Source organism: Geobacillus sp. YF-1 (assembly GCF_052692335.1).
On record NZ_CP199850.1, the window covers coordinates 209,698 to 234,745 of the forward strand.

Consider the following 25,048-nt stretch of genomic DNA (forward strand, 5'->3'; position numbering starts at 1 on the left):
TCTTTCATTGGGCAAAGGAGGTGCTTCTTTTGAATATTGTTCGGATCGCGGTAAAGGAGATCAAAAGCGATTTTCGTGATGCCCGGACGCTGTTTTTCATGCTGCTGTTTCCGATTGTACTCATGTTCATCTTAGGAACAGCCCTTTCTCACGCGTTCCAATGGACGATTTCTGTCGGTGAGGTACGCGTCTTCTACAAAGACCAAACAGCCGGGCAGTTGTCGGCATCGATTCACGCCATGGCTCAAGAGGCGAAGAAAGCCCATATCAATTTTCAAAAGGTGCCGGACGATATGAATGGAAAGCAAGCGGTCCAGGACGGAAAAGCCGATGGATACGTCGAGATCGGCTTACATGGGGTCGAGTTGTACACGAATGAACATAACAAGGTAAAAGGGGGGATTGTTCAAGGAGTGATGGGCGCGTTTGTCGGCCAATATCAGCTGGCCATGGCCGTTTCGCAAGGGCAGCCGGGTTCGTTTCAGCCCAATCGAAATCCACATGAGGAGTACATTCAAGAACGATCGCTGCGTTCCAAACGAAAACCGGGGGCGATGGATTATTATGCGGTGGCGATGACGACCATGATCGCTTTGTATAGCGCATTGCCTGGCAGCTCTTTGTTGCGGGGAGAGCGGACGCGGAAGACGGCTGACCGCCTTTTGGCGGCCCCTGTTCGCAAAAGCGAGATTTTTATTGGAAAACTGGCCGGAAACATCGTGGCGAATTTTCTTTGTGTGGCCGTAGTGATCTTGTTTAGTAAACTTGTTTTTCACGCGTATTGGGGGCGTCACTTCAGTCTCGTGTATTTGCTTCTGTTGACTGAAGTGGTATTGGCCATAAGCTTTGGGCTAGGGATGAGCTATCTGGCAAGGACGGAAGGAGCGGCGCGAACGATAGCGATGGTCCTCATTCAGCTCGCTTCTTTTTTCGGGGGTGCTTATTTTCCGATCGATGAAACGAAGTGGGTTGCTCATTTGTCGCCGCTTTCTTGGATGAATGAAACGATTTTTAAAATGGTATATACCAACGATGTGTCCAGCGTGGTTCCAACCATGCTTCTCAATGTCGGTCTAGCGGCGTTGTTTTTATTGATCGCGGTGGCGTCTGTAGCGAGACGGGAGGGATTATAGGGTGAACGATGTGATTTGGTTGGTGAAGTATACGTTAAAGCGAACGTTCCGTCGAAAAATCAATTTTTTGTTATATTTTGGCACGCCGTTGGCGGCAATCCTTTTGTCTTTGTTTGCGGCCGGGAGCAACCCTGTCAAGGAGGTGCGCATCGGGATCGTCAATGAGGATCATGGACGGATTACCGATGATACGATCCATTTTCTGAAAAACATTGACCATCTATCAGTGAAAAGCGTCACGTTGTCAGCAGTGGACGACCAAATCACCTCGCAAAAGGTGGATGGTGTGTTGATTTTTCGCCAAGGGTTTTCCGAAAGCGTCCAGCACGGCCAACCTCGGCCGATTGAACTCGTCTCGCTCAAGGGAGCGGAAATCACTACGTTTATCAAATCATACTTGCATGAATACATTGATCATCTGGCCACATTGGGGCGATTGGCCAATGGAAACAACGATCTCTTTTGGAAAATGTATGAACGGTATCAACACGCACCGTTCCGGTTGGCTATTCATTCATTATCCGATACATCCAAACAAAAAGCGATCACGTATCAAACGATCGGCTACTTGCTCATGATCATGGTAATGTCAGCGGGAAATTTGACGGAGATCATCCTCAAAGAAAGAGAAGAGCGCACGTATTCTCGATTATTGACGACACCGATTCAAGCCAGAACGTATGTGTTATCGAATGTTGTGGTGAATGTGTTGGTCATAACGGTACAGATGATCGTGACCTTTGTGGCGATGAAAAACATCTTTCATATTTATCCTAACGTTCCGATGTGGCAAATGGCCCTCGTACTTTTCGTATTCTCTTTATCGGCAATCGGGTTGGCTTTGATTACGGTGATGGTGGCGAACAGCTCCACCTCTGCCGGAGCGTTGCAGCCATTGATCACCGTTCCGACCTGCATGCTGGCCGGCTGTTTTTGGCCTGTCGAGGTGATGCCGAAGTTTTTGCAAAAGGCGGCGTACTTTCTACCGCAACGGTGGACGCTTGATTTCTTAGTGAAGCTGCAGGAGGGGCGTTCTTTTGGCAGTTTGTATTTGCATGTGTTAATTCTTCTCGCGTTTGCACTGACATTTTTCCTTATTGCTGTTTATACGTTCAGCCGAAGTCAGCAGAATGGACAATTTGTGTAACGATGTTGAATGGTTGTTGATCGCTAGCGGTGCAAGAGGCCTTCATTGGTGTGGAACCGTTGGGTAGTTCTTAAATCAAGCACAGCCGAAGCAGATGGCTGTGCCTTATTTTATTGGTTTTGGGAAACTGTCCATCGCATTTTCGCTCGTCATGCTTATGCTAATAGTGACAGATTCCTAAGCGAGAAGGGTGGGAGAGAGAAGCGCGATGGTGAACATTTTTCTTGACCCCGGTCACGGGGGGACGGACACTGGGGCGGTCGGTAACGGATTGCGGGAGAAAGACATCACGCTGTCCATCGCCTTGGAGATGAGCCGCCTTTTGCAAAGTGAGTACGAAGGAGTTTCCGTGCAGCTGAGCCGGACAAAAGATGAAACGGTGTCATTGAACGAGCGGACGGAGCGAGCCAACCGCTGGGGAGCCGATCTATACGTTGCGATCCACGTAAACGCGGGCGGTGGCACGGGATACGAAGATTACATTTACTACGAGCTGTCGGAAAATTCCCGAACGGCCCGCATTCGCGATGTGCTGCATGAAGAAGTGATTCGGGCGACAGGATTCCGCGACCGTGGAAAAAAGAAGGCGAATTTTCATGTGCTAAGGGAGACAACGATGCCGGCGGTGTTGACGGAGAACGGGTTTATCGATAATGAGGAAGACGCAAAAAAATTGGCGGACACCGAATTTTTGCGGACGATTGCCCGCGGTCATGTCAACGGACTAGAACGGGCGCTCGGATTGAGAAAAAAAGAAGGGACGCCGAACAATCCTCCTGAGCAGGATCCGGATGAGCCAAGCGTTCAAAGATTGACGCGTGTGATCGTTGATGGCAAGCAAGTTGGCGTCTTTGCTAAACCGGAAAACGCGCTGCGCCAAGTGGAGCATTATTTAGGAAGAGCGAAGCGGATTGTGCTCGAACAGGTCGAGAAGTGACGAAAAACGTTTGTCTGGCTTTTAGACGGGCATGTGGTTTTGTCCGTTTGTCCTAGGGGAAAGGCCGCCTCCTCCTTTGTTCAGCCGTCATATGAGTATAGCGAGAAACAAAGGAAGGGGGAAAAGACATGTTTGGCTATTCGATTGTCCAGTTGGCCCGTCGCCATGCGGGGCGGTTGGATCGTCCTCTCCGCCATGCGCTTGTCAATATGTACAAACCGATGACGCGCATGCCGTGCATTTTTCACCGCTGGGCCGAGCGCTGGCTGCGGAAATGGCGGAGGCTTTCCGTCTTGATTGAAGTCGAAAATGCTGAAGGGATGGAGGCAGTGGCCAAAGCGGAACGCGATCATTTCCGTATGACAGTACGCCACCATTTTCGCCATGTTCCCTTCTACAGCGCAACGGTGACACCAGCAGCGCTTGAGCAGCTGCTTGAGCATCCAAAAGTGAAGAAAGTGTATCTGAACCGCACGATCAAGGCGTTATTAAACAACGCCGTGCCATCGGCGAATGCGAAACACGTCACCGTCAATGGAACCGAGCTGAGCGGCAAAGGGGTGACGATTGCGATTGTCGACACCGGCATTGCCCCGCATCCCGATTTAGAGGGGCGGATTGTGGCGTTTGTTGATTTGGTGAACGGGCGCACGGAGCCGTATGACGATAACGGGCATGGCACCCACTGCGCCGGCGATGCGGCCGGAAACGGGCGCATGTCCGACGGGCTGTATGCCGGGCCGGCGTATGAGGCGAACGTCGTGGGCGTCAAAGTGCTCGACCGCTCGGGAAGCGGGACGCTAGAGACCATTATGCGCGGCATCGAATGGTGCATTGACTACAATAGGAACAACCCGGCTAAGCGCATTCAAATCATTTCTTTATCGCTTGGTGGGGAGCCGCAGCCGTTCCCGGCCGAAAATGATGATCCGCTCGTGCAAGTCGTCGAACGGGCGTGGGAAAACGGCATTGTCGTCTGTGCAGCGGCGGGAAATGAAGGACCAAATTATGGAACAATCGCCAGCCCGGGCATCAGCGACCGCATCATTACGGTCGGCGCCCTCGATGACCGTGATACGGCGGCAACGCGCGCCGATGATGCGGTGGCGCCGTTTTCGAGCCGGGGGCCGACGGAATATGGGGTGACCAAACCGGATCTCGTCGTCCCGGGGGTCAACATTGTTTCGCTTCGCGCGCGGCGTTCATTTCTTGACAAGATGAATAAGCAAAGCCGGATCGGTGATTATTATACGGCGATGTCCGGCACATCGATGGCAACGCCGATTTGCGCCGGCATTGTCGCGTTAATGCTGCAGGCGAAACCAACCGCGACGCCGGACGAAATCAAGCAGGCGTTAAAAGACGGCGCCGATTTGTGGAAGGGGCGCGACCCGAACGTATACGGGGCGGGCTACGTGAATGCGAAACGGGCTGTCGAGCGGCTGCGGCAAGGCTAGAAAAAAAGAGGGAGGCGCTTATTGAGCGCTTCCCTCTTCGTCTTCACGGTTGTTATAATCGTATTTCGATGGATCGACCGGTTTAAAGCCTTTGGGCGTGTAGAACCGGAGCAAATCGCCGTAAACGACTTTATCGGACAAATCGAGCTTCGTGCGCACGATTTGTTCAAGACGCTTGATTTCCGGCGTTTCTTTGAGCGGTTCGCCCGTTTTTGTATCATAGTATTTCCCGTTGACGGCCGTGACTGTCGGTGTGACAAAATCGCCGTTGCGGAACGGGATGATCTCTTGATGGTCCGGCGACAACAAGTCTGTTCCGAAGTGGACATAGTTTTTCGTATCGATGCCAAGCAAGTGCAGCAGCGTCGGCAGTAAGTCGATTTGCCCGCCAAACTCGTGAATGACACCGCCTTTGACGCCCGGAACGTGGATAAATAGCGGCACCCGCTGCAATTGGGCATGTTCGTACGGCGTAATTTCTTTTCCTAAAATTTGTGCCATGGCTTTGTTATGGTTTTCGGAAATGCCGTAATGGTCGCCGTACAAAATGATGACCGAGCGGTCGTACAGGCCCGATTTTTTCAGATAATCAAAGAACTCTTTGACAGCCTCATCCAAGTAGCGAGCCGTTTGGAAATAACGGTCGACCGAGCCGTCGCCAGTCGTTGCCGGCGGGATCGTAGCGTCTTCCTCGCTGATCGGGTACGGGAAGTGGTTCGACAACGTAATGAATTTTACATAGAACGGCTCTTTCAACGTCTCTAACAGCGGGATCGACTCCCGGAAGAACGGTTTGTCTTTCAGACCGTAGTTCAAGACGTCTTCGTCGTTCATATCGTAGTAGCTCGCGTCAAAAAAGTGGTCAAAGCCGAACGACTTATAAATTTCGTCGCGGTTCCAGAACGTTTTGTAGTTGCCGTGGAAAACGGCGCTTGTATAGCCGTATTGATGCAAAATGGCCGGAGCCGCATGGTACGTATTTTGCCCCTTGGTCGTAAAGACGGCGCCTTGTGGCAGGCCGTACAACGAGTTTTCCAACATGAACTCCGCGTCCGACGTTTTTCCTTGCCCGGTTTGATGGAAAAAGTTGTCAAAATAGAACGTATTCGGATCACGGGTGAGCGAGTTCAAAAACGGCGTGACCTCTTCCCCATCCAACTTGTAGTTAATGATAAAATTTTGAAGAGATTCCAAATGAATGTAAATGACGTTTTTGCCTTTCGCCACCCCGAAATATTTCGGGTTCGGTTTGGCGTATGTCGCCTGCACGTGGTTCAGCACCGTCGTGATGTCGCTTTTGTTCGCAAACGCCCGTTGTGTCGATGATTTCATGCTTTGGAACGCGTCGTAAATCAAATAGTTGTATACCCCTAAATATTTGACGATATAGTTGCGGTCAAACGTTCTCGTCAGCAGTTGCGGGCGGTCAGCCTCAGCGAGCGCCAAATTGACGCTGAACATCAGAATGGCTGAAGCGAATACAATGCTTTTTTTGAAGCGGCCGGCTTGCACTTGCGGGAGCGGAACGCGCTTAGAGATCACAAGCGCCGCCAAAATGGCCGTATCCAAGAAATAAAACACATCGTACCACTTCAGCAATTCCCAAATGCTTCCGCCCAAATCGCCGAAGTTTTTCGTTTGCGTCAACGTCGGCAACGTAATGAAATCGCTGAAAAAGCGGTAATAGACGATGTTAGCGTATAAGATGAACGACAAAATGAAATTAATAATGATGATCCAGCGGTAGAAGCGCGCATCCTTTGCGAGGAGCGCCAACCCTAAGAAAAACACTGCCGAACTGATCGGGTTGATCAGCAGCAAAAGTTCCTGCATCGAATTGCTGATGCCGAGGTTAAACTCGGCCAAATAGGCGATGTACGTCTTCAGCCAAAACAACAGCACCGCCAAAATAAAAAAACCAATATATTGGTTAGAGAGAGAACGGCACATCGTCAACCAAGCTCTTCCCATTTTTTTGGCGTTCACGTCCTCTTCTCCTCCTTTGCCTCGTATTCTTCCATCCTACATTTCTCTATTTTTATATGAAAATATGCACGTTGCGTTCTTACATCATTTTACATCGGATCGTCTCCATGTCAAGTAGCATAATACTTCTTTTGCCAAAAGTCAATGGAATGTTTTTCGGGATGATGAACGCCTCCTTCCTCGTTTGGCTGGATGCGGCGGCGAGGAATGGACTGCCATTCATTATAGACGAATCGCAACGAAAAAAGTTTCAACAAGTTTGTCCCGATGTCCATGCTCTTTACCCATTTTATTACCCCGATTTACGGTTATGATAAAAATTGTCCCGTACCGAGAACGGGTTATTTTTGGTATAGTTTTTCTATATGCGGTCCGCTACCTTGAATAAAGTAGAGGGAAGGTGATGGGATGATGAAGGGAAAAGGCATCGTTTTGGATCCGCCGAAAATTCTCGTGCTAGGGTTCGCGCTCATTATTCTGGCAGGGGCGCTGCTGCTGACGCTTCCTATGGCGACGGTCAACGGAAAAGGGCTGCCGTTTTTGGACGCGCTGTTTACCGCGACGTCAGCGACGTGTGTCACCGGCCTAGTCGTTGTGGATACAGGAACGACGTTCACCCTGTTCGGTCAACTTGTCATTTTGGCATTAATCCAAGTTGGCGGGCTCGGGTTTATGACGTTTGCGACATTGTTTGCCTTTTTGCTCGGCAAGCGCATTTCGCTGAAAGAGCGGCTCTTGCTGCAAGAGGCGCTGAACCAGTTGACGATTGAGGGCATCGTTCGATTGGTGAAACGCATTTTTATTTTTACCATCGTGATTGAAGGCGTGGGCGGCGTGTTGCTTTCGCTTCGGTTTGCGTTGGACATGCCGGTCGGCCGGGCCATTTATTTCGGGTTTTTTCATGCGATCTCCAACTTTAACAACGCCGGCTTTGACTTAATGGGCGAATTTCGCAGTTTAACCGGGTACGTAGATGACCCGGTCGTCAGCCTTGTCGTGCCGCTGCTGATCATTTTAGGGGGAATCGGTTTCATCGTCATGAACGAAGTATACGAATATCGGCAAACACGCCGCCTTTCCCTTCACACGAAAGTGGTCGTTGCGACGACCGGCTGGCTCCTGCTGGCCAGCATGGCGTTGATTTTGGCGCTGGAATGGAACAATCCGAAAACGATGGGACCGCTGTCGCTGTCAGGCAAGTTGTTGTCTGCGTTTTATCAGGCGGTGACGCCGCGCACGGCAGGTTCGAACACGCTCAACATCCCCGATTTGACGCAGCCGACCTTGTTTCTCATCATTTTCCTTATGTTTGTCGGCGCCTCGCCGGGCTCGACGGGCGGAGGAATTAAAACGACAACGTTCACGACCTTGCTTGGCGCTGTATGGTCGCAAATCCGCGGGAAGGAAGATGTCGTGCTGTTTCGCAACCGCGTCATTTACGATACGGTATACAAGTCGCTGACGGTGACGATGAGCGGGTTGTTCATTGTCATGTTGGTCACGATGGTGCTGACGGTGACCGAGAACGGCAAAGATTTCTTAATGATTTTATTCGAGGCGACATCGGCGTTTGGGACCGTCGGATTGTCAATGGGGTTGACGCCGGAATTGTCTCCGTTAGGGAAAATGGTCATCATTTTGACGATGTTTGCCGGCCGCGTCGGCCCGCTGACGATCGCCTATGCGGTGACGTTGCGCCGTCAGCCCGATCCGTTCCGCTATCCGAAAGGGAGAATGATGATCGGATAACGGCGGGAATAATACAAGCAAACGTCTGAGGGAGTGAGCAAAAGAAAAACAAAGAGAACGTGAGCGATCGTTCGCCCGGCAAGGAAAAATGACCGAACGCGGCGAAAAATCGTCATTGGTTGCCTATTTTCCTTGTTTACAGTGTGAAGGCCGAGGAGTACGATATGGAAACAAGAACACCAGTAACTAGGCGCTGAATCCATGACGGAGCGGGGGACCCAACGTTGTAACGGTTTCGTTACTGGGGGTGAATCCGAACAGGAAGGGCATCTCTCCAAGCCCGAACCCGACAGCTAACTCCGCAAGCGCTTTTTGGGGAGGGACGAGTATGTTTTTCGGCTGTTTTTAGCCGCTGAGCGCGTCCTCGGCGTTTTTTTTTTTTTGGCTGACAGACATGGTAAGGAGGAATTGAAGACATGGCTTCGCTGAAACGATGGGTAATCGGCAAACCGATGGAAACGAAACAGTTAAAACATGAAAAATTGCCGAAATGGAAAGCGTTAGCTGTTTTTTCATCGGATGCGCTGTCATCGGTAGCCTACGCGACCGAAGAAATTTTGTTGGTGTTGGCGCTGTTAGGAACGAGCGTCTTTTTCTACTCGCTTCCCATTGCGGTAGCGATTTTAGTGTTGCTGCTGCTGGTGACCCTCTCCTACCGGCAAATCATTTACGCCTTTCCGTCCGGGGGAGGGGCGTATGTGGTCGCACGCGATCATTTAGGGACGAAAATTAGTTTAGTGGCCGGGGCGGCGCTCATGATCGATTATATTTTGACGGTCGCCGTCAGCATCAGCTCCGGCGTCGCCGCGTTGACATCGGCTTTTCCGGGGCTGCTGCCGTGGAAAGTAGAGGTTGCTGTCGCCCTTGTTTTGGGATTGATGATTTTGAATTTGCGCGGCATCACCGAATCGGCGACGGTTTTTGCCTATCCCACATACGTATTTATCGGTTTTGTTCTCATGATGATCGCAGCCGGTGGATGGCAATTATGGCAGGAAGGGTGGCATGGGTTCACGAGGCAGGAGCATGCATCGACAGCCCATATGTTCGCATCGGGGTACAGTTGGTTTCTTTTGTTGCGCGCCTTTTCTTCGGGATGTTCGGCCATGACGGGAGTCGAAGCTATTAGTAACGGCGTGCCGGCGTTCCGGCCCGACAGCTCGAAAAATGCCGCCATTACGATGGGATGGATGTCCGTTCTGCTCGGCACGATGTTTTTAGGCATCACAGTGCTGGCGGCCGGATTTGGTGTGACACCGGCTGAGCACCAGACGGTGATTTCGCAAATTGGACGTCACGTCTTCGGAAATGGACTTTTGTTTTACTTGTTTCAGCTGACAACGATGCTGATTTTAGTGCTTGCCGCCAATACGAGCTTTGCCGGGTTTCCACAGCTGACGTCGATCATGGCGAGAGACGGATTTTTGCCGCGAAGCTTGGCGGCCCGAGGGGATCGCCTCGTGTTTTCCAACGGTATTATTTTATTGAGCGTGCTGGCGATTTTGTTGATCGTTATTTTTCATGCCGAAACGCATTCGCTCATCCCGCTTTACGCGGTTGGTGTCTTTCTTTCCTTTACCATCGGTCAGAGCGGGCTGATGAAAAAATTATGGAATCGGGAAGAAGGACGGAAGATCGGCGTGCTGTTTACCGTTGGAATGGGAGCGGTGGTCACCGGAATGGTCACTCTTGTCACGATGGTCGCTAAATTTGCGCAAGGGGCGTGGATCGTTATTGTGGCGATTCCGCTGTTCGTCTGGATGTTCATCCGAATTCATGAACACTACAAAAAACTCGGCAAGCAGCTGCGCTTGGACGAACGGGAGTGGCAACGTCCCGAAAAAATATGGAAACCAAAAGTTATTATTCCCATTTCCGGCGTCAGCAAAGTAGTCGACCAGTCCGTTCAGTACGCCCGCAGCATTTCTGATGACATTACCGCTTTGTCGATCATTTTCGACGAAAAAGACGAACAAAAACTGCGGCAGAAATGGGAGACGTTTTATCCAGATATCCCGTTGACCATCATCTATTCGCCGTATCGAACGATTTTATCGCCGCTGCTTGAGTATATTACGCGAACAGAAAAAGAAGCTGATCGAGCGCCGGTGACAGTACTCTTGCCACAATTTGTTGTGAAAAAATGGTGGCATACGTTTTTGCATAACCAAACCGCAATCATTTTACGCTTTGTTCTCATTATGAAAAAAGATGTTGTCATCGCGACATTGCCGTATCATTTGCGGGAATAATGTCGAGAAAAGAGGAAGTATTTCCCCGGAAATCGATTCGTGTCGAAGGGGATGACATTCCCCTTGCCGTACTGGATTGCATATTTTACGGCAAGGGGGGATTTGAATGTGGTTATGGGTATCGATGATGGGGTTGGCTTTGAGCGTGAGCATGGACAGTTTGAGTGTGGGGATTTCATATGGGATGAGGGGGATCCGTTTTCCCTTTCTTTCATTGACGCTCATTTCATTGATGTCTGGAGTGGTAGTGTTTGCTTCCATGCACATCGGCGAGTGGCTGGCGCTTCTGTTGCCGAGGCAGGTTGAGCGCGGACTTGCTTCAGTCATTCTCATTGGTCTTGGCGGTTGGGCGGTTTATCACGTCTATCGTTCAAAGGAGGAGCGAAGGGAAGGATTGGCGGAAGACGGCGGCAGCGCGGTGGCCGGGCGACTGAACGGCGCCGTTCAAGTGTTGAAACGGCCTGAGCAGGGGGATTTAGACCGTTCGGGAACGATCAGCCAAAAAGAGGCATTGTTGATCGGATTGGCCTTGTCAACGGATGCGTTTGGCGCCGGAATCAGCTCATCGCTTTTGCATCTTCCCGCGCTTTCTTTTGCCTTGCTGGTTGGGTTGTTTACTCTCGCGCTGATTCGTGCTGGCTTGTCGCTCGGGCGTTTAGCCTCAAAAACGAAAATCATGAAAAAGGCGAACGTGGTACCTGGCTTTGTGCTCATTGTTTTAGGAGTGGTGAAGTTCTTTCGATGACACCGTTAAACCGATTCATTCGTAATTCAAGGATGGAACTAGGGAAAAGGGAAAGGAGAGAGAGTCGATGTGGAAACGGTTTTTAACGAAATTTGGCATCGGTGGCGCGAAAGTGGATCTCATGTTGCACCGTCCCCATGTGCACCTCGGTGAAACATTGGAAGGCGAATTTTGGTTGGAAGGCGGTTCCGTTGCACAGCACGTCCGTGCCTTGGACGTTTTGCTGGAATTGGAAATGCAAGCGGAAGGGAAGGGGTATCGCCAGACGGCAGCGGTGATTCCGGTCGCGTCCTCGTTTACGATTCAGCCTGGGGAGCGAAAAAAACTGCCGTTTGCCTACAAACTCCCACTCCATTTGCCGATCAGCCGCCCCACGGTCCGTTATACGTTCGTCACTCGTCTTGATATTGCCAATGGGGCGGATGCGTACGACGAAGATGCTATTGAAATCTTGCCGCCACCAGCGCTTGAGCAAACGTTCGCGGCGTTTGCAGCGCTTGGGTTTCGCGAGAAGCCGGCCTCTGGGCGCATTACACGATATGGGCAGGAATTTTCGTTTTTCCCAACAGGCGAATTTCATGGAATAGTTCAAGAAGTAGAGTTTTTGGCCCTTGTTGAGACGGAAGGTGTGCGTCTGCATATGGAAGTGGACGTTTGCCATCGTGCCGGTGGGGAACGGGAGATGAAGCGGGAATTGTTTCTCCCGTTGGAGTCGCTGCGTGATCTTGAGACCGCGGTCCGCCTGATCCGGGACGCCCTTGAAGAAACGGTACAAGCGGCTGGCGCGATCGATTCACTGGAGCCGCATCATTGGCCATTGTCGTCTTCGCCGTTCTATGGTCATTCGGGCAGCCACGTGCCACCCGTTTCTCGCCCGCATCATGGCGGATCAGGATGGGCGGGAGCCATTGGCGGCTTTGCGGCCGGAATGCTGACGGGAATGATCGCCGAGGAGCTGCTCGATGATGTGATCGATGATGTCGCCGACGATATCGCGGATGGAATCGATGCTGATGATTGGTTTGACGGTGGCGATGGCTTTGACGGCGGGGATTGGCTGTAACGGCGGCGCAACGCAGTTCGCTTTGTCTTCTTTGCGTTGCTAGGCTTGGGCAATGGGAACCGTTTCCTCTAGGAGGCCGGTGATTTACTCGCACAAACGCTTCTCAGAATCGTTTCTCAAGCAGAAAAACTGGTTGCATCAGATTCTATGTTCAAGCGTTCCATCATCGATCAAGGCAAACAACGATTTTTCACCGGCCTCCTAGGCAATACAGCCAATGGAAGCAAGCCGAATAGGGGTGGGATGGATGCCTCAATATATCGTCTTTGATGTCGGTGGAACGTATGTCAAATATGCGGTGATGAACCGCCAAGGAGATTTTTTGGAGAAAGGAAGCTATCCTTCCGAACGGCATGATTTTGCCAAGTTTAAAGCTGATCTGTTGGCTGTTGTCCGTCAAGCCCGAACGAATTATTCGATTCAAGGCATGGCGATGAGCTGTCCGGGGGGAGTGGACAGCGAGAGCGGCATCATCGGTGGAAGTAGCGCGTTGCCTTGCATTCATGGCCCCAATTTCAAAGAAGTGTTCGGCGGTGAGACAGGACTGCCGATTGAATTGGAAAACGACGCGAATTGCGCCGCGCTCGGTGAGCTTTGGAAAGGAGCGGCGAAGCATCATCGCGATGTCGCGTTTGTCGTCGTCGGCACCGGCATTGGGGGAGCAGTCGTGAAAGACGGCCGCATTCATAAAGGGGCTCATTTGCATGGCGGGGAATTTGGCTATATGTTGATGGACGTTTGCTATGAAGATGGGACGGTGAAAGGAAAAACGTGGAGCGAGTTAGGGGCGACGAGCGCGCTTGTGCGCATGGCCGCGGCGGACATGGGAGTGCCAGAAGGCGAACTGAATGGGGAAAAGGTGTTTGCGCTGGCCGATGAAGGGAATGCTGCCGCCCAAAAGGCAGTGGACCGGTTTTATTTTTCACTCGCCCATGGCATTTTTAATTTGCAGTACGCCTATGACCCGGAAAAAATCGTTCTCGGCGGCGCCGTCAGCAATCGTCCGGACTTTATCGAACAGATTGAACGGCGGCTTTCCCTCTTGCTCGCAGCCGTGCCGTTTGCCAAAGTGAAGCCGGTCATTGAAAAGTGTCACTTCAAAAATGATGCCAATTTGCTTGGGGCGTTGTACCACTATTTGCAGCGGCGCGGGGAACTGCCGCCGGCGTAACGGGCATGCATGATGGCTCCGTCTTTGTCCAGCCAATGAACGGCGCGGGTAGTAGAAACAGATGATTTATAGTACAATAGAGCAGGCGTGGCCGAACAGGCCGTGCTATTTTGCCGCTTGGCCCATATGTATGGAAACAGACGATTTCCGCGCAGAAAGGATGGACAAAGATGCAATGGATGGAGTTGTGGAAGGCCGTCATTTTAGGAATGGTGGAGGGATTGACAGAGTTCGCTCCCGTTTCTTCCACCGGCCATATGATTATTGTCGACGATCTTTGGTTGAAGTCGACGGAGTTTTTAGGCCAATACGCCGCCAATACGTTTAAAGTCGTCATTCAGCTCGGCTCCATTTTGGCTGCCGTTGTGGTGTTTAAAGACCGGTTTTTGGATTTGCTCGGCGTTCGTGGCCGCCATCCGGGTGGGAAGCCGCGGCTGACGCTGCTTCATGTCATCATCGGTCTGTTCCCGGCCGGGGTGCTCGGCGTATTGTTTGAAGACTATATCGATGAACATTTGTTTTCAACGAAAACGGTGCTCATCGGCTTAGTGCTTGGCGCGCTGTTGATGATCGTTGCCGACCAATTCGCCAAAAAGGCGGCGCGGGCGCGGACGGTCGACGAAATCACGTACAAGCAGGCGTTTTTTGTCGGGCTCGTGCAATGTTTGTCCTTATGGCCGGGGTTTTCCCGCTCCGGATCGACGATTGCTGGCGGGGTGCTCGCCGGTATGAGCCATCGCGCTGCCGCCGATTTCACGTTTATTATGGCAGTGCCGATCATGGCGGGGGCGAGCGGCCTGTCGCTCTTGAAAAATTGGCAATATGTCAGCGCCGCCGATATTCCGTTTTTCATCGCCGGCTTTTTGAGCGCTTTCGTCTTTGCCTTGCTGGCGATCCGCTTTTTCTTGCAGCTGATTAACCGCATCCGTCTCGTGCCGTTTGCGGTGTACCGCATTGTCTTGGCGGCGGTCATTTATTTCTTGTATTTTTAACTTAACCAACGGAAGAAGTCTCCCACTTCTAAACAAAAAAGGGAGATGAATTTCGGTTCCGTCTCAAAAAAGAAAGGCTTGAAACAGTTAGGTGTGGTCTAACGGGCTGTCGAACCGTGGGGCACACGGGAGTGGCTCGGTCCACTTCCTGTCGTATAGACGCGGTGACCCGAGCCCCCGCCCCTAAGCGTCGGCGTAGGTGGTGGAAATATATCACCGCTCGTTTCGAATGAAGTTTCTCTTCCGGTTTGGTTCGATGTTGACGTGATCCGTCAGACGGGAAGGCGTGAACGATGAGGAAGCCCGTTCGAGGAGGGAGGAAGGCGATGCCCAGCAACGGCCAATAGCGGCGTGAGGCATCGCCTTCTTTTGATCAGCGGGCGGTATCTTCAATGACAGAAAGAAGCGTTTGCAGCGGATCGTTGTTGCCGGACCGTTCCATGTTTTGCCGGTAGCGGTCTCGGTTTTCGTACAGGCGGCGAATGGCCCCTGGCAATGATTCGTCTGTCAAGTCTTCTTCCATTAACACGGCTGCATAGCCCGCTTTTTCAAATGAGCGAGCGTTTAAGATTTGGTCACCGCGGCTGGCGGCTTTTGAGAGCGGGATGAGCAACATTGGCTTGCGCAAGGCCAGCAGTTCGAAAATGGCGTTCGCGCCGGCGCGGGAGACGACGAGATCGGCCAAGGCCAACAGGTCAGGCAGCTCTTCGTTGACGTATTCGAACTGTCGGTAGCCTTGTTGGCCTACTAGGCTTGAATCGACGTTGCCTTTTCCGCAGATGTGGACGATGTCAAATTCGCTCAGCAGCGCGGGCAGGCAGGCGCGCAATGCATCGTTGATCGTTTTTGAACCTAAGCTGCCCCCCATGGCGAGCAGCACCGGTTTTTTTCCCGCAAACCGGCAAAGGCGTCGCCCTCGCTCCGCGCTTCCGTGTTTCAGCTCTTCGCGGATGACGGCGCCGACGTACACCGCTTTGTCGGCTTGCACATGATTCTTTGTTTCCGGAAAGGTCAGGCAAATTTTTGTCGCAAACGGCATGGCGATTTTGTTGGCCAAGCCGGGCGTCAAATCAGACTCGTGAATGACGGACGGAACGCCGTTTAGCCAAGCGCCGAGAATGACGGGAACGGAGACGAACCCGCCTTTGGAGAATACGACCGCCGGCTTTTCTTTTTGGATTAAGCGATACGCTTGCCAAATCCCTTTTAAGACGTGAAACGGGTCCTTAAAGTTTTTCCAATCAAAATAACGGCGCAGCTTTCCGGTTGACACCGGATAGTACGGAACGCCGTCGATGCGGCCGATAATCTCGCGTTCAATACCTTGATGGGATCCGATGTACACGATCTCCCATCCAAGCTCTTTCAGCTTCGGGATGAGGGCAACGTTGACCATGACATGTCCAGCCGTGCCGCCGCCGGTTAAAACGATTTTTTTTCGCAACACACATCACCTGTCTTGTTGGCAAAATGAACCTATGCCATTCTAGGCTCCGAGAGGCAGAAAAGTTTCTGCAGGCAAGGCCCGCTAGCGGAAATTCCCGCCCCAACATATCGTGCCCATCTGTCATTATAGCAAATTTCCCGCCGCTGATGGAGGAAACCAGAGAGCGGTGCATTTCGTATTGAGCAGGAGGAATGGGCAAGGCGACTTCATTTCGGTGCATCATTTTCTAGAAGGCTAGTGAAAAATGGTTGTTTCTTTTGAGCAATGGGGGATCGTTTGAAAGGTGATCCTGATGCGACGAGGCTTTTCTATTTGAAAAACAGGCTTGATAAGCGGCTTCCCCCTTAAATCACCGGTCTCCTAGGAAGCTGGGGATTTCATTCATGGATACGGCCTTACAATGTTATTGTTCAATTAGAAAATCTTGTTTCAAGGGTCCTGCTTTTCGCTAGTTCTCCCATTGATGAAGGGAATCAAGCGTTTGTCATCAACCTTCTAAAGGGTGGTAATGAAAGGAGCCGCTCGCTTCATCGCTAAGGTTTTCAAATGAAGCAACTTGGTGTCGTTCGCTTCTCAGTTGACGAGATTGGGCGTTAGCTAGGAACGATCGGCGTTTTTCACCAGCCTTCGAGAAGAATGGCGATTTGGTGTGAAATACCGGTGATTTCATTTCTAAAATGCCGGGCTGACGCGAGATTTTCATTTGTTGGGTGGAGGGGAGATCGCGCTGCCCATGCAATTTTTCCATTAGCGAACCTCCTGCAGACACAGCGATTGTTCTGATGAAAATGCCTCCGATTGGTGCGTGACGACAGTTTTTTACTATTCTTCTAACGATTTATTAAACAGTGATTGGCTAGTCTCCTATTTTCAAAGACACGAAATATTGGTAAAGTACTATCAAGGGGTGAAGACGAGATGTTGGCATGGCTGGTTGGTTGTTTGTTGGTTGGAATCGTTAGTTATGGGGTTGTGCCGACGATCGTCATTCGCAAAAAGCGGGTGCGTTTGTTTCGTGAAGGAACGGCGCCTGACTGCCTCGCTTTGACGTTTGATGATGGCCCTGACCCGTATTATACGCCAAAGCTGCTTGATTTATTAAAGAAATATGGAGTGAAAGCGACCTTTTTTGTCGTCGGTCGAAAAGTGGAGCGCCATCCGGAGATCGTGCGGCGGATGGTGGAAGAGGGGCACGAAGTCGGTTTGCATAATTACCGTCATATCAGCAATTGGCTGCTTCCGCCGTTTTGGCTCGACCGAGGGTTGCGGCGGACCGCTGCGGCGATTGAGCGGGCGACCGGGCAGCGTCCCTTATATTATCGGCCACCATGGGGCCATTTTAACGCTTGGACGCCCATTGTGCAAAAGCGATATGTTACCGTGTTATGGTCGCATATTCTTGGTGATTGGAACGAGAAATTGGGTACAATGGAATTGTTCCATCGATTGCGGGCGGCTGTGCGCGGTGGAGCTGTGATCGTATTGCATGACAATGGTGATGCTTTAGGAGCGGATCAACGCGCTCCGGAGCAGATGCTGGCCGCTCTTGAGCTGCTGCTGAAGGATGAAACGGCGAAAAAGATGCGCTGGGTGACGATTACAGACTTGAGAAACGCGCAAACTAATCAACAAATGCTGTCGATGTAATGGGGGAGCTATGGATACGAGCGTATGGTTACCGTATGTTCAGTCGTACGGGTATGTGATGTTGTTTTTGCTTTTGTTTTGCGGCATCGTTGGCATTCCGGCGCCCGAGGAGAGTTTGCTTTTTCTTGTTGGAGTCATGATCGCCAAAGAGCAGCTGCTGTTTTGGCCGACGATCGCTTCGTGCTGGGGCGGAACGATGGCCGGCATGGTGACCGCGTATGGGGCTGGGAGATGGTGGGGAGCTCCGTTTGTGCAAAAATACGGGAAATATGTAGGGATTACGAAGGAGCGGTGGGAACAGGCCCAGCTTTGGTTTCGCCGCCGTGGAAAATGGGGCATTTTGTTCGGGTGCTATGCTCCAGGGGTGCGGCAAATCTGCCCGTATATGGCGGGGGTGAGCCGTCTCCCGTTTCGGACGTTTTTATGGTTGGCTACGGTCGGGACAGCCGGATGGGTCATCCCTTTAACGTTGGCTGGACAGCTGCTCGGCCGACATCTCCATCTCCCCCTCGCTTCCTTCCCGCTCGCTGGATTGGGATTGTTTTTGCTGTTTTTGCTTGCGGCATGGGTCGGACAGCGGAGGCGAAAAAAATCTATGGAGAGCTAAAGGGTGCGATCGATGATGAAAGTGTTGTTTTTGCCGCTGTTTCAAATGAATACCGGACACCATAAAGTGGCCGATACGCTGATCGATTTTTTGCAACGGCAAATTCCGGCGGTTGAAAGCAAGAAAATCGATTTTTTGAGCTATTGCAATGAACTGATGGAAAAGATGGTGTCGGAGGCATATTTGCGCTGGATTCGCTCGCATCCCGGTTCGTATCACCGCTTGTACAAAACGCTCATGTACCAAGAGCTGTCACGGTTTGAGCTGATGCCGTTCGAGCCATGGCTTCCTTACTTCGAGAACAAAATGAAAAAGATGGTGGAGCAAGAGCGTCCAGATCTTATCGTCTGTACCCATTCGTTTCCATCACGCATTTTGCAGCGGCTGAAGCGGAAACGAGCCTTGGCCGTTCCCGTAGTGAACGTCTATACGGACTTTTTTATGAACAGCGTATGGGGAAAACGATTCATTGACTACCATTTTGTTCCCCATCAAGAAGCCAAATGGGAGCTGATGACGACATACGGCCTCGATCCGGCGCGCATTGTTGTGACAGGCATTCCGGTCCATGATGTGTTTATGAACCGTGCCGAGGGGCGGCGAAAACGTCAGCCTGCTCACGTGCTTGTCGCTGGCGGAAACCAAGGGCTCGGCAATATGATGGCCTTCTTACAGGCGGCGCGGACATCGGCTCGGTTCCGCTACTCTGTGTTATGCGGCGCCAATCGCCAACTGTACGAAGAAATCGCCAGCTGGCAGCTGCCCCACATTCGCCCGCTTCCGTACATCACCGACCCTGAGGAGATGAACCGGCTGTACGATGATGCGGATGCGGTGGTGACGAAACCGGGCGGGGTAACCGTCAGCGAACTGCTTCATAAGCGCATTCCGATCTTTGCGGTCGATTGCCTGCCTGGGCAAGAGCGCATTAATTTGCAATACTTGCAGCGAAACGGCCTCATTTACCATTTGAGCGGACCGGAACAAGTCGAACAGGAGATGTTGCGGCTGCTGACCGACGATGTCGAGAAAAACCGCTTTTTCCGGCGTGTCTCAGACTATTTCGCTGGGTTGGAAAAAACGGCGCAAGAGGCGCTTGCCGAAATGGTGGCCGCGATGCCGCAACGCGTGGCTTGGCGGGTGTTGCGTCCGTAATGAGAAGCCATCTGACAGGAGTTGGATGGCGTTTTTTTTGTGCGGAAAGATGGAGGTGTGGCGAAACAACCCACGCCGCACATAATAAAATATCAGACCGTTGGGTGTGAACCGTGTTACAATAGACAACGATGGCTAAAGAAATGAGGAGGAACGATGATGAAAACGAGAGTAGGCGTGTTATACGGGGGCAAATCGCCTGAACATCAAGTGTCGCTGTCAACGGCCATGGCGGTGATGAACGCGATCGATCCTCATAAATTTGCTGTAGTTCCCATTTATATTACGCCGGAAGGGAAATGGATTAAAGGAGAGCCGCTGACGGGTCCGGTCGAGGAAGTCAAGCAGCTCCAATTTGTGTCAGACGCTACCGCGATGATCCCGGTGTCTTTGAACCAAGTCCAACCATCGGATGCGGGTGGCCAAGAGGAAGCGATCGATGTCATTTTCCCGCTTTTGCACGGACCAAACGGCGAAGACGGAACGGTGCAAGGGCTGCTGGAAATGCTCAACCTTCCGTACGTCGGCAATGGGGTGCTCGCCTCTGCCGTCGGGATGGATAAAGTAGTGATGAAAAACTTGTTTGCCCAAGCTGGGCTGCGCCAAGCGAAGTATGTGGCAGTGACAAAATACGAATGGAACCAAAGCGGCGAGGCGGTGTATGACCGGGTTGAACAGGCGCTCGGCTATCCGTGCTTTGTCAAGCCGGCCAACGCCGGTTCGAGCGTCGGTATTTCGAAGTGCAAGCGGCGCGATGAGTTAAAAACGGCGTTTGCTGAGGCGTTTACGTATGATCGGAAAATTATTATTGAGGAAGCCATTGTCGGCCGAGAAATTGAGATTGGCGTGATCGGGAACGACGAGCCGGTTTGTTCCGTTGTCGGAGAAATTGTGCCGAAAAAGGAATTTTATGATTATGAAGCGAAGTATGAAGATGGGCAAACGGAGCTGATTATTCCCGCCGCTGTGACGGAGGAACAGTATGAAACGATCCGGTCGATGGCGTTAACGGCGTTTCGGGCCCTTGATTTATCCGGGCTCGCACGCGTTGACTTTTTCCTTGCTGAGAACGGCACGGTGTACATTAACGAAGTCAATACGATGCCGGGATTTACGCCATACAGCATGTTCCCGCTCCTTTGGAAGCATAGCGGCGTGTCATATCCGGAGCTGATCGAGCGCCTCATTGCGCTGGCGTTGGAACGGCATCAAGAAAAACAGACGATTTCATACACATTGGAACGAAAAAGAGGGTGAGAGCCGATGATGAAACGGACGGTGCGAGAGATTGCCGCGATGACCGGCGGCCGTTGTCCCCAGCCAGAGTGGGAAGACATTGTCGCCTCTGGGGTATCGACCGACACGAGGACGATTGCGGCCGGCAATTTGTACGTCCCGTTGCGCGGCAAGACGTTTAACGGCCACGCGTTTGTGAAAGAAGCGGTGCAGAAGGGAACGGCCGCCGTCTTATGGACGGCAGCGGAGGGGGAGCCGCCGGAAGGGGTTCCGGTCATCGTTGTCGACGATACATTGACGGCGCTGCAACGGCTTGCTGCCCGCTATCGCGAACAGCTCGGTCTACACGTGGTCGGCGTCACCGGCAGCAACGGCAAAACGACGACGAAAGACATGCTTGCCGCTTTGCTTTCGACCCGCTATCGCGTGCAAAAAACGGAAGGGAACTTGAACAATCATATCGGTGTGCCGCTCACGCTGCTCGCGCTGGAGGAAGGGACAGACATCGCCGTCGTGGAGATGGGAATGAGCGGGTTTGGTGAAATTGAGCGGCTTACGATGATCGCTCGGCCGAACGCCGCCGTCATCACGAACATCGGTGAAGCGCACTTGCAAGAGCTTGGGTCGCGAGAAGGAATCGCCAAGGCGAAACTCGAAATTGTCGCCGGTTTGCATCGCGACGGGTTGTTCGTTTATCACGGCGATGAGCCGCTTTTAGCCGAACGGGTGCCGCATTTGCCGCTGCCCCGTCACGTCGTCACGTTTGGGGAGAGCGAGGAAAACGATTATTATCCGACAGCGGTGCGCATCGAAGCGGGGGGCACGTCATTCGCGGTGAACGCCCTCCCCGGCCGGACGCTGTTTATGCCGGTATTGGGGAAACATCACGTATACAATGCGCTCGCTGCCATTGCCGTGGCTCGCTTTTTTGACATCAGCTGGGAGGAGATTGACGCCGCTCTCTCCCGTTTGCAAGTGACGCGCATGCGTACGGAAGTAGTGAGAACGAAACGCGGCTTTACAGTGATTAATGACGCTTACAACGCCAGCCCGACATCGATGCGCGCTGCGTTGCTGCTGCTTGGAGAACTGGATGGTTATCGGCACAAAATCGCGGTATTGGGCGATATGCTCGAACTCGGCGACCAAGAAGTTGCGTTCCACCGAGAAATCGGGGAAATGCTGCGGCCGCAAATGGTGGATTATGTGTTCACTTACGGACCGTTGGCGCGCCATATTGCTGAGGCCGCCGCGCCGTTTTTTGGCCAAGGACGTGTAACGGCGTTTGACGATAAGACGGCACTGGCCGAGGCCGTGCTATCGGTTGCCTCTCCGGATGATATTGTGTTGTTGAAAGCATCGCGCGGCATGAAATTGGAAGAGCTGCTTTGCTGTTGGGAGTAGCGCCGAGTCGGCGCAAAGAAATGAAGAGCAGGGGGGCGTGGCTGTAAGTCTCCGCGCCGGTTTGCCGGAAATATCGACCGCTTTTGTGATCTTCGCCCGCTGCATTCATCGACCCGAGGGGGAAACATTTTTGCCTGCCGCGGACGCCCGACATTGCAAATCGCTGCATAACATGGTATGATAACTGTCAAACCTTTCTCACGAACAAAAGGGACGATTTTGGATTAAGGGAGTTTGAATAACATTGACGACATTTCAAGAATTAGGATTAAGCCAAGAAGTCATGAAAGCCATTGAGCGAATGGGATTTGAAGAAACGACCCCGATTCAAGCGAAAACGATCCCGCTCAGCCTGCAAAATAAAGACGTGATCGGCCAGGCGCAAACCGGAACGGGGAAGACGGCGGCGTTTGGCATTCCGATCGTGGAAAAAGTGGACGTGAAAAACGGCGCCATCCAGGCGCTCGTCGTCGCACCGACGCGCGAGCTGGCCATCCAAGTGTCAGAAGAACTGTATAAAATCGGCGCCGTCAAGCGGGTGCGCGTTTTGCCGATTTACGGCGGCCAAGATATTGAACGGCAAATTCGCGCCTTGAAAAAGCATCCACACGTCATCGTCGGCACGCCGGGCCGCATCATCGATCATATTCAGCGCGGAACGCTGCGCCTCGATCACGTGCATACGGTCGTGCTTGACGAGGCGGATGAAATGCTCAACATGGGCTTTATTGAAGATATCGAGGCGATTTTAAGCCATGTGCCGACCGAGCGGCAGACGCTGCTGTTTTCGGCGACGATGCCGGATCCGATCCGCCGCATTGCCGAGCGGTTCATGAACGAACCGGAGCTCGTCAAAGTGAAAGCAAAAGAAATGACCGTGCCGAACATCCAGCAATACTATTTGGAAGTGCACGAGAAAAAGAAATTTGACATTTTGACGCGGCTTCTGGATATTCAAGCGCCGGAGCTGGCGATCGTGTTTGGCCGCACGAAACGGCGCGTTGACGAGCTCGCCGAAGCGCTCAACTTGCGCGGCTATGCGGCGGAAGGCATTCACGGCGATTTAAGCCAAGCGAAGCGGCTGTCGGTGCTGCGCAAGTTTAAGGAAGGAACGATTGAAATTTTGGTCGCGACCGATGTGGCGGCGCGCGGGCTCGATATTTCCGGCGTCACGCACGTGTACAACTTTGACATTCCGCAAGACCCGGAAAGCTACGTTCACCGAATCGGGCGCACCGGGCGCGCAGGCAAGACCGGGATGGCGATGACGTTTGTCACGCCGCGGGAAATCGGGCAGCTTCACCATATTGAACGGACGACGAAGCGGAAAATGGAGCGCATGAAGCCGCCGACGCTCGATGAGGCGCTCGAGGGCCAACAGCGCGTTGCCATTGAACGGCTGTTGAACGTTGTTGAAACCGAAAACTTATCGTTTTACAAACGGGCGGCGGAAGAGTTGCTTGAGGAGCACGATTCGGTGACGATCGTCGCCGCTTGCTTGAAAATGTTGACGCGTGAACCGGACACAACGCCGGTGAAGCTGACGGAAGAGCCGCCTTTGGCGGTCAAACGGGAGAAAAAGCGAGGCGGTCGCCCGGACAGCTCGACGCGCAGCCGGACGAAAAAACGGCGGATGACGGCGCATTAAGCGCCGTTTTTCTATGCCCGTGGCCGGAAACCGCCGCGTTCTTCGAGCGCTTTTCCCCCGTCCGAGGTGGCGCTCTGTTGGTGAACACGACTAAAAAAGACGATTTCGTTTCGGCGTATGGAGCCAAAGGAGGGGCGGTGGGTCAAGGCGGACAGCCAGAAACGGGGCGAGCAGCCCGCCGGTGGCGAAGCCGAACAAATGGGCCAGCAAATTTCCGTTGGGCCTTGTCAAAGCAAGCGCCAGATTCACAGCGATGACGGCCAGCAGCAGCTGGGCATATCGGGGGGCGATTGCCTCGCGGCGAAACAAAGCGAGATAGCTATACATGCCAAATAAAGCGAAAATGGCACCCGATGCCCCGACGTGTGTATACATTGGCGGCATGAACAAGACGGTGGCGATATTCGCGCCGATGCCGCCCGCGAGGTAAAGGGCGAAAAATCGTCTCGTTCCGAGCGCGCGTTCCAGCCATGGACCGCATACGTACAACGAAAGGCTGTTGGCTGCCATATGGCTGAAATCGCGGTGCAGCACGATCGGGCTGACAAGCCGCCAATATTCTCCACGGAGAATGGCGCTGTTTGTTCCGACGGTATACTGCCAAACCGGTTCGAGCGTTGCGATGGGCAGGGCGAACAGCAGCCATAGCGCGATATGGGCGCACAGCAGCGCGGCAACGGCCGGGCAAAGGCGGATCAATGTGCGACTATCGTTTGCGGGAAGAAACACGGATTTGTCTCCCTTCTTAGTGAAAATGAAATGGCATTTCTATGAAACCATTTTATGCGACGCGTCACGAAAACATTTGTCCAAAGAAAGAAGAGGAGGGAAGGCGATGATCATCGGCATCGGCATTGATATTGTCGAGCTGGAACGGATCCGGTCGCTCCTTGAGCGCAGCCGTAAATTCGCCGAGCGCATTTTGACGCCGCGCGAAAAGGCGCAGTTTGATGCGTTGCCGACCGCGCGGCAGACGGAATTTCTCGCCGGTCGGTTTGCGGCGAAAGAAGCGTATGCCAAAGCGCTTGGGACGGGGATTGGCAAGAAGGTGTCCTTTCGCGATATCGAGATCGTTTGCGATGCGAATGGGAAACCGGGGATTCTCGCCCGCCGCGACGGTGAGGCGGTGCACTTGTCCATTTCGCACAGCCGCGACTACGCGGTCGCCCAAGTGATCATTGAGCGTCTCAGCCCGGGCCAGCCGCTCGATGCTTGCCATGGCTAGTCTGCATATTCCCGGACTTTGTCTCATATATTGTAGTGCATGGACAG

General features: G+C 52.6%; 21 protein-coding genes and 1 riboswitch. Of the genes, 17 read left to right on the forward strand and 4 right to left on the reverse strand.

What is annotated here, in order from left to right:
* Nucleotides 1-29 precede the first annotated feature (29 nt).
* The 4 genes from ACTVIM_RS01140 to ACTVIM_RS01155 all read left to right on the forward strand — a co-directional run bounded on the left by ACTVIM_RS01140 (nucleotide 30) and on the right by ACTVIM_RS01155 (nucleotide 4,674).
* The gene (locus tag ACTVIM_RS01140; protein ID WP_445613381.1) at nucleotides 30-1,133 is read left to right on the forward strand and encodes an ABC transporter permease; all 1,104 of its coding nucleotides are present in this window, start codon (nucleotides 30-32) and stop codon (nucleotides 1,131-1,133) included.
* Between the two features lies 1 nt (nucleotide 1,134).
* The gene (locus ACTVIM_RS01145) at nucleotides 1,135-2,280 is read left to right on the forward strand and encodes an ABC transporter permease (RefSeq protein WP_445613382.1); all 1,146 of its coding nucleotides are present in this window, start codon (nucleotides 1,135-1,137) and stop codon (nucleotides 2,278-2,280) included.
* A 208-nt stretch (nucleotides 2,281-2,488) separates the two neighbouring features.
* Nucleotides 2,489-3,217, forward strand: a complete 729-nt coding sequence (locus tag ACTVIM_RS01150; RefSeq protein WP_445613383.1) for an N-acetylmuramoyl-L-alanine amidase — start codon at nucleotides 2,489-2,491, stop codon at nucleotides 3,215-3,217.
* Nucleotides 3,218-3,345: 128 nt separating this feature from the next.
* A complete protein-coding gene (locus ACTVIM_RS01155) occupies nucleotides 3,346-4,674 on the forward strand; it encodes a S8 family peptidase (protein WP_445613384.1) in 1,329 nt (442 codons plus the stop codon).
* Nucleotides 4,675-4,692: 18 nt separating this feature from the next.
* Here ACTVIM_RS01155 and ACTVIM_RS01160 read toward each other — a convergent pair whose 3' ends face one another.
* Complete coding sequence (locus tag ACTVIM_RS01160; RefSeq protein ID WP_445614283.1) at nucleotides 4,693-6,624, reverse strand: LTA synthase family protein; 1,932 nt, start codon at nucleotides 6,622-6,624, stop codon at nucleotides 4,693-4,695.
* Nucleotides 6,625-7,071: 447 nt separating this feature from the next.
* Between ACTVIM_RS01160 and ACTVIM_RS01165 the strand changes: the two genes are divergently transcribed.
* From ACTVIM_RS01165 to ACTVIM_RS01190, 6 genes are all read left to right on the forward strand, one after another.
* Nucleotides 7,072-8,409 carry a TrkH family potassium uptake protein gene (locus ACTVIM_RS01165; protein ID WP_445614284.1) on the forward strand — a complete coding sequence of 446 codons (1,338 nt, stop codon included), beginning with the start codon at nucleotides 7,072-7,074 and terminating at the stop codon, nucleotides 8,407-8,409.
* A gap of 181 nt (nucleotides 8,410-8,590) precedes the next feature.
* Nucleotides 8,591-8,732, forward strand: a riboswitch (cyclic di-AMP (ydaO/yuaA leader).
* Nucleotides 8,733-8,825: 93 nt separating this feature from the next.
* Complete coding sequence (locus ACTVIM_RS01170; RefSeq protein ID WP_445613385.1) at nucleotides 8,826-10,661, forward strand: APC family permease; 1,836 nt, start codon at nucleotides 8,826-8,828, stop codon at nucleotides 10,659-10,661.
* 106 nt (nucleotides 10,662-10,767) lie between these two features.
* On the forward strand, nucleotides 10,768-11,406 hold the full coding sequence (gene ytaF, locus ACTVIM_RS01175; protein ID WP_033023658.1) for a sporulation membrane protein YtaF: 639 nt from the start codon (nucleotides 10,768-10,770) through the stop codon (nucleotides 11,404-11,406).
* Between the two features lie 67 nt (nucleotides 11,407-11,473).
* Entirely contained in the window at nucleotides 11,474-12,469 is a 996-nt protein-coding gene (locus ACTVIM_RS01180) for a sporulation protein (protein WP_445613386.1), read from the forward strand.
* Nucleotides 12,470-12,716: 247 nt separating this feature from the next.
* Nucleotides 12,717-13,640, forward strand: coding sequence for an ROK family protein (locus ACTVIM_RS01185; RefSeq protein WP_445613387.1), 924 nt, complete (start codon nucleotides 12,717-12,719; stop codon nucleotides 13,638-13,640).
* Between the two features lie 170 nt (nucleotides 13,641-13,810).
* Nucleotides 13,811-14,632 (forward strand): undecaprenyl-diphosphate phosphatase, encoded by an 822-nt coding sequence (locus tag ACTVIM_RS01190; RefSeq protein WP_445613388.1) that lies wholly within the window; start codon nucleotides 13,811-13,813, stop codon nucleotides 14,630-14,632.
* A 373-nt stretch (nucleotides 14,633-15,005) separates the two neighbouring features.
* On the opposite strand, the gene ACTVIM_RS01195 is transcribed toward ACTVIM_RS01190, so the two are convergent.
* Both ACTVIM_RS01195 and ACTVIM_RS01200 read right to left on the reverse strand, forming a co-directional pair.
* A complete protein-coding gene (locus tag ACTVIM_RS01195; protein ID WP_445613389.1) occupies nucleotides 15,006-16,076 on the reverse strand; it encodes an undecaprenyldiphospho-muramoylpentapeptide beta-N-acetylglucosaminyltransferase in 1,071 nt (356 codons plus the stop codon).
* A 490-nt stretch (nucleotides 16,077-16,566) separates the two neighbouring features.
* The gene (locus tag ACTVIM_RS01200) at nucleotides 16,567-16,827 is read right to left on the reverse strand and encodes a hypothetical protein (RefSeq protein ID WP_445613390.1); all 261 of its coding nucleotides are present in this window, start codon (nucleotides 16,825-16,827) and stop codon (nucleotides 16,567-16,569) included.
* 170 nt (nucleotides 16,828-16,997) lie between these two features.
* On the opposite strand from ACTVIM_RS01200, the gene ACTVIM_RS01205 reads away from it, so the two are divergent.
* From ACTVIM_RS01205 to ACTVIM_RS01230, 6 genes are all read left to right on the forward strand, one after another.
* Nucleotides 16,998-17,726, forward strand: a complete 729-nt coding sequence (locus tag ACTVIM_RS01205; protein ID WP_061912480.1) for a polysaccharide deacetylase family protein — start codon at nucleotides 16,998-17,000, stop codon at nucleotides 17,724-17,726.
* Nucleotides 17,727-17,736: 10 nt separating this feature from the next.
* Nucleotides 17,737-18,333 (forward strand): DedA family protein, encoded by a 597-nt coding sequence (locus ACTVIM_RS01210; protein ID WP_033023669.1) that lies wholly within the window; start codon nucleotides 17,737-17,739, stop codon nucleotides 18,331-18,333.
* Nucleotides 18,334-18,345: 12 nt separating this feature from the next.
* Nucleotides 18,346-19,488, forward strand: a complete 1,143-nt coding sequence (locus ACTVIM_RS01215; RefSeq protein WP_445613391.1) for an MGDG synthase family glycosyltransferase — start codon at nucleotides 18,346-18,348, stop codon at nucleotides 19,486-19,488.
* A 159-nt stretch (nucleotides 19,489-19,647) separates the two neighbouring features.
* A complete protein-coding gene (locus ACTVIM_RS01220) occupies nucleotides 19,648-20,745 on the forward strand; it encodes a D-alanine--D-alanine ligase (protein ID WP_445613392.1) in 1,098 nt (365 codons plus the stop codon).
* A gap of 6 nt (nucleotides 20,746-20,751) precedes the next feature.
* Complete coding sequence (locus ACTVIM_RS01225) at nucleotides 20,752-22,128, forward strand: UDP-N-acetylmuramoyl-tripeptide--D-alanyl-D-alanine ligase (protein WP_445613393.1); 1,377 nt, start codon at nucleotides 20,752-20,754, stop codon at nucleotides 22,126-22,128.
* 283 nt (nucleotides 22,129-22,411) lie between these two features.
* Nucleotides 22,412-23,776, forward strand: coding sequence for a DEAD/DEAH box helicase (locus ACTVIM_RS01230; RefSeq protein WP_407652291.1), 1,365 nt, complete (start codon nucleotides 22,412-22,414; stop codon nucleotides 23,774-23,776).
* Between the two features lie 90 nt (nucleotides 23,777-23,866).
* Here ACTVIM_RS01230 and ACTVIM_RS01235 read toward each other — a convergent pair whose 3' ends face one another.
* Nucleotides 23,867-24,505, reverse strand: a complete 639-nt coding sequence (locus tag ACTVIM_RS01235) for a rhomboid family intramembrane serine protease (protein ID WP_445613394.1) — start codon at nucleotides 24,503-24,505, stop codon at nucleotides 23,867-23,869.
* Nucleotides 24,506-24,611: 106 nt separating this feature from the next.
* Here ACTVIM_RS01235 and acpS point away from each other — a divergent pair, with 106 nt between their 5' ends.
* Nucleotides 24,612-25,001, forward strand: a complete 390-nt coding sequence (acpS, locus tag ACTVIM_RS01240; RefSeq protein ID WP_445613395.1) for a holo-ACP synthase — start codon at nucleotides 24,612-24,614, stop codon at nucleotides 24,999-25,001.
* The last annotated feature ends 47 nt before the right edge of the window (nucleotides 25,002-25,048 follow it).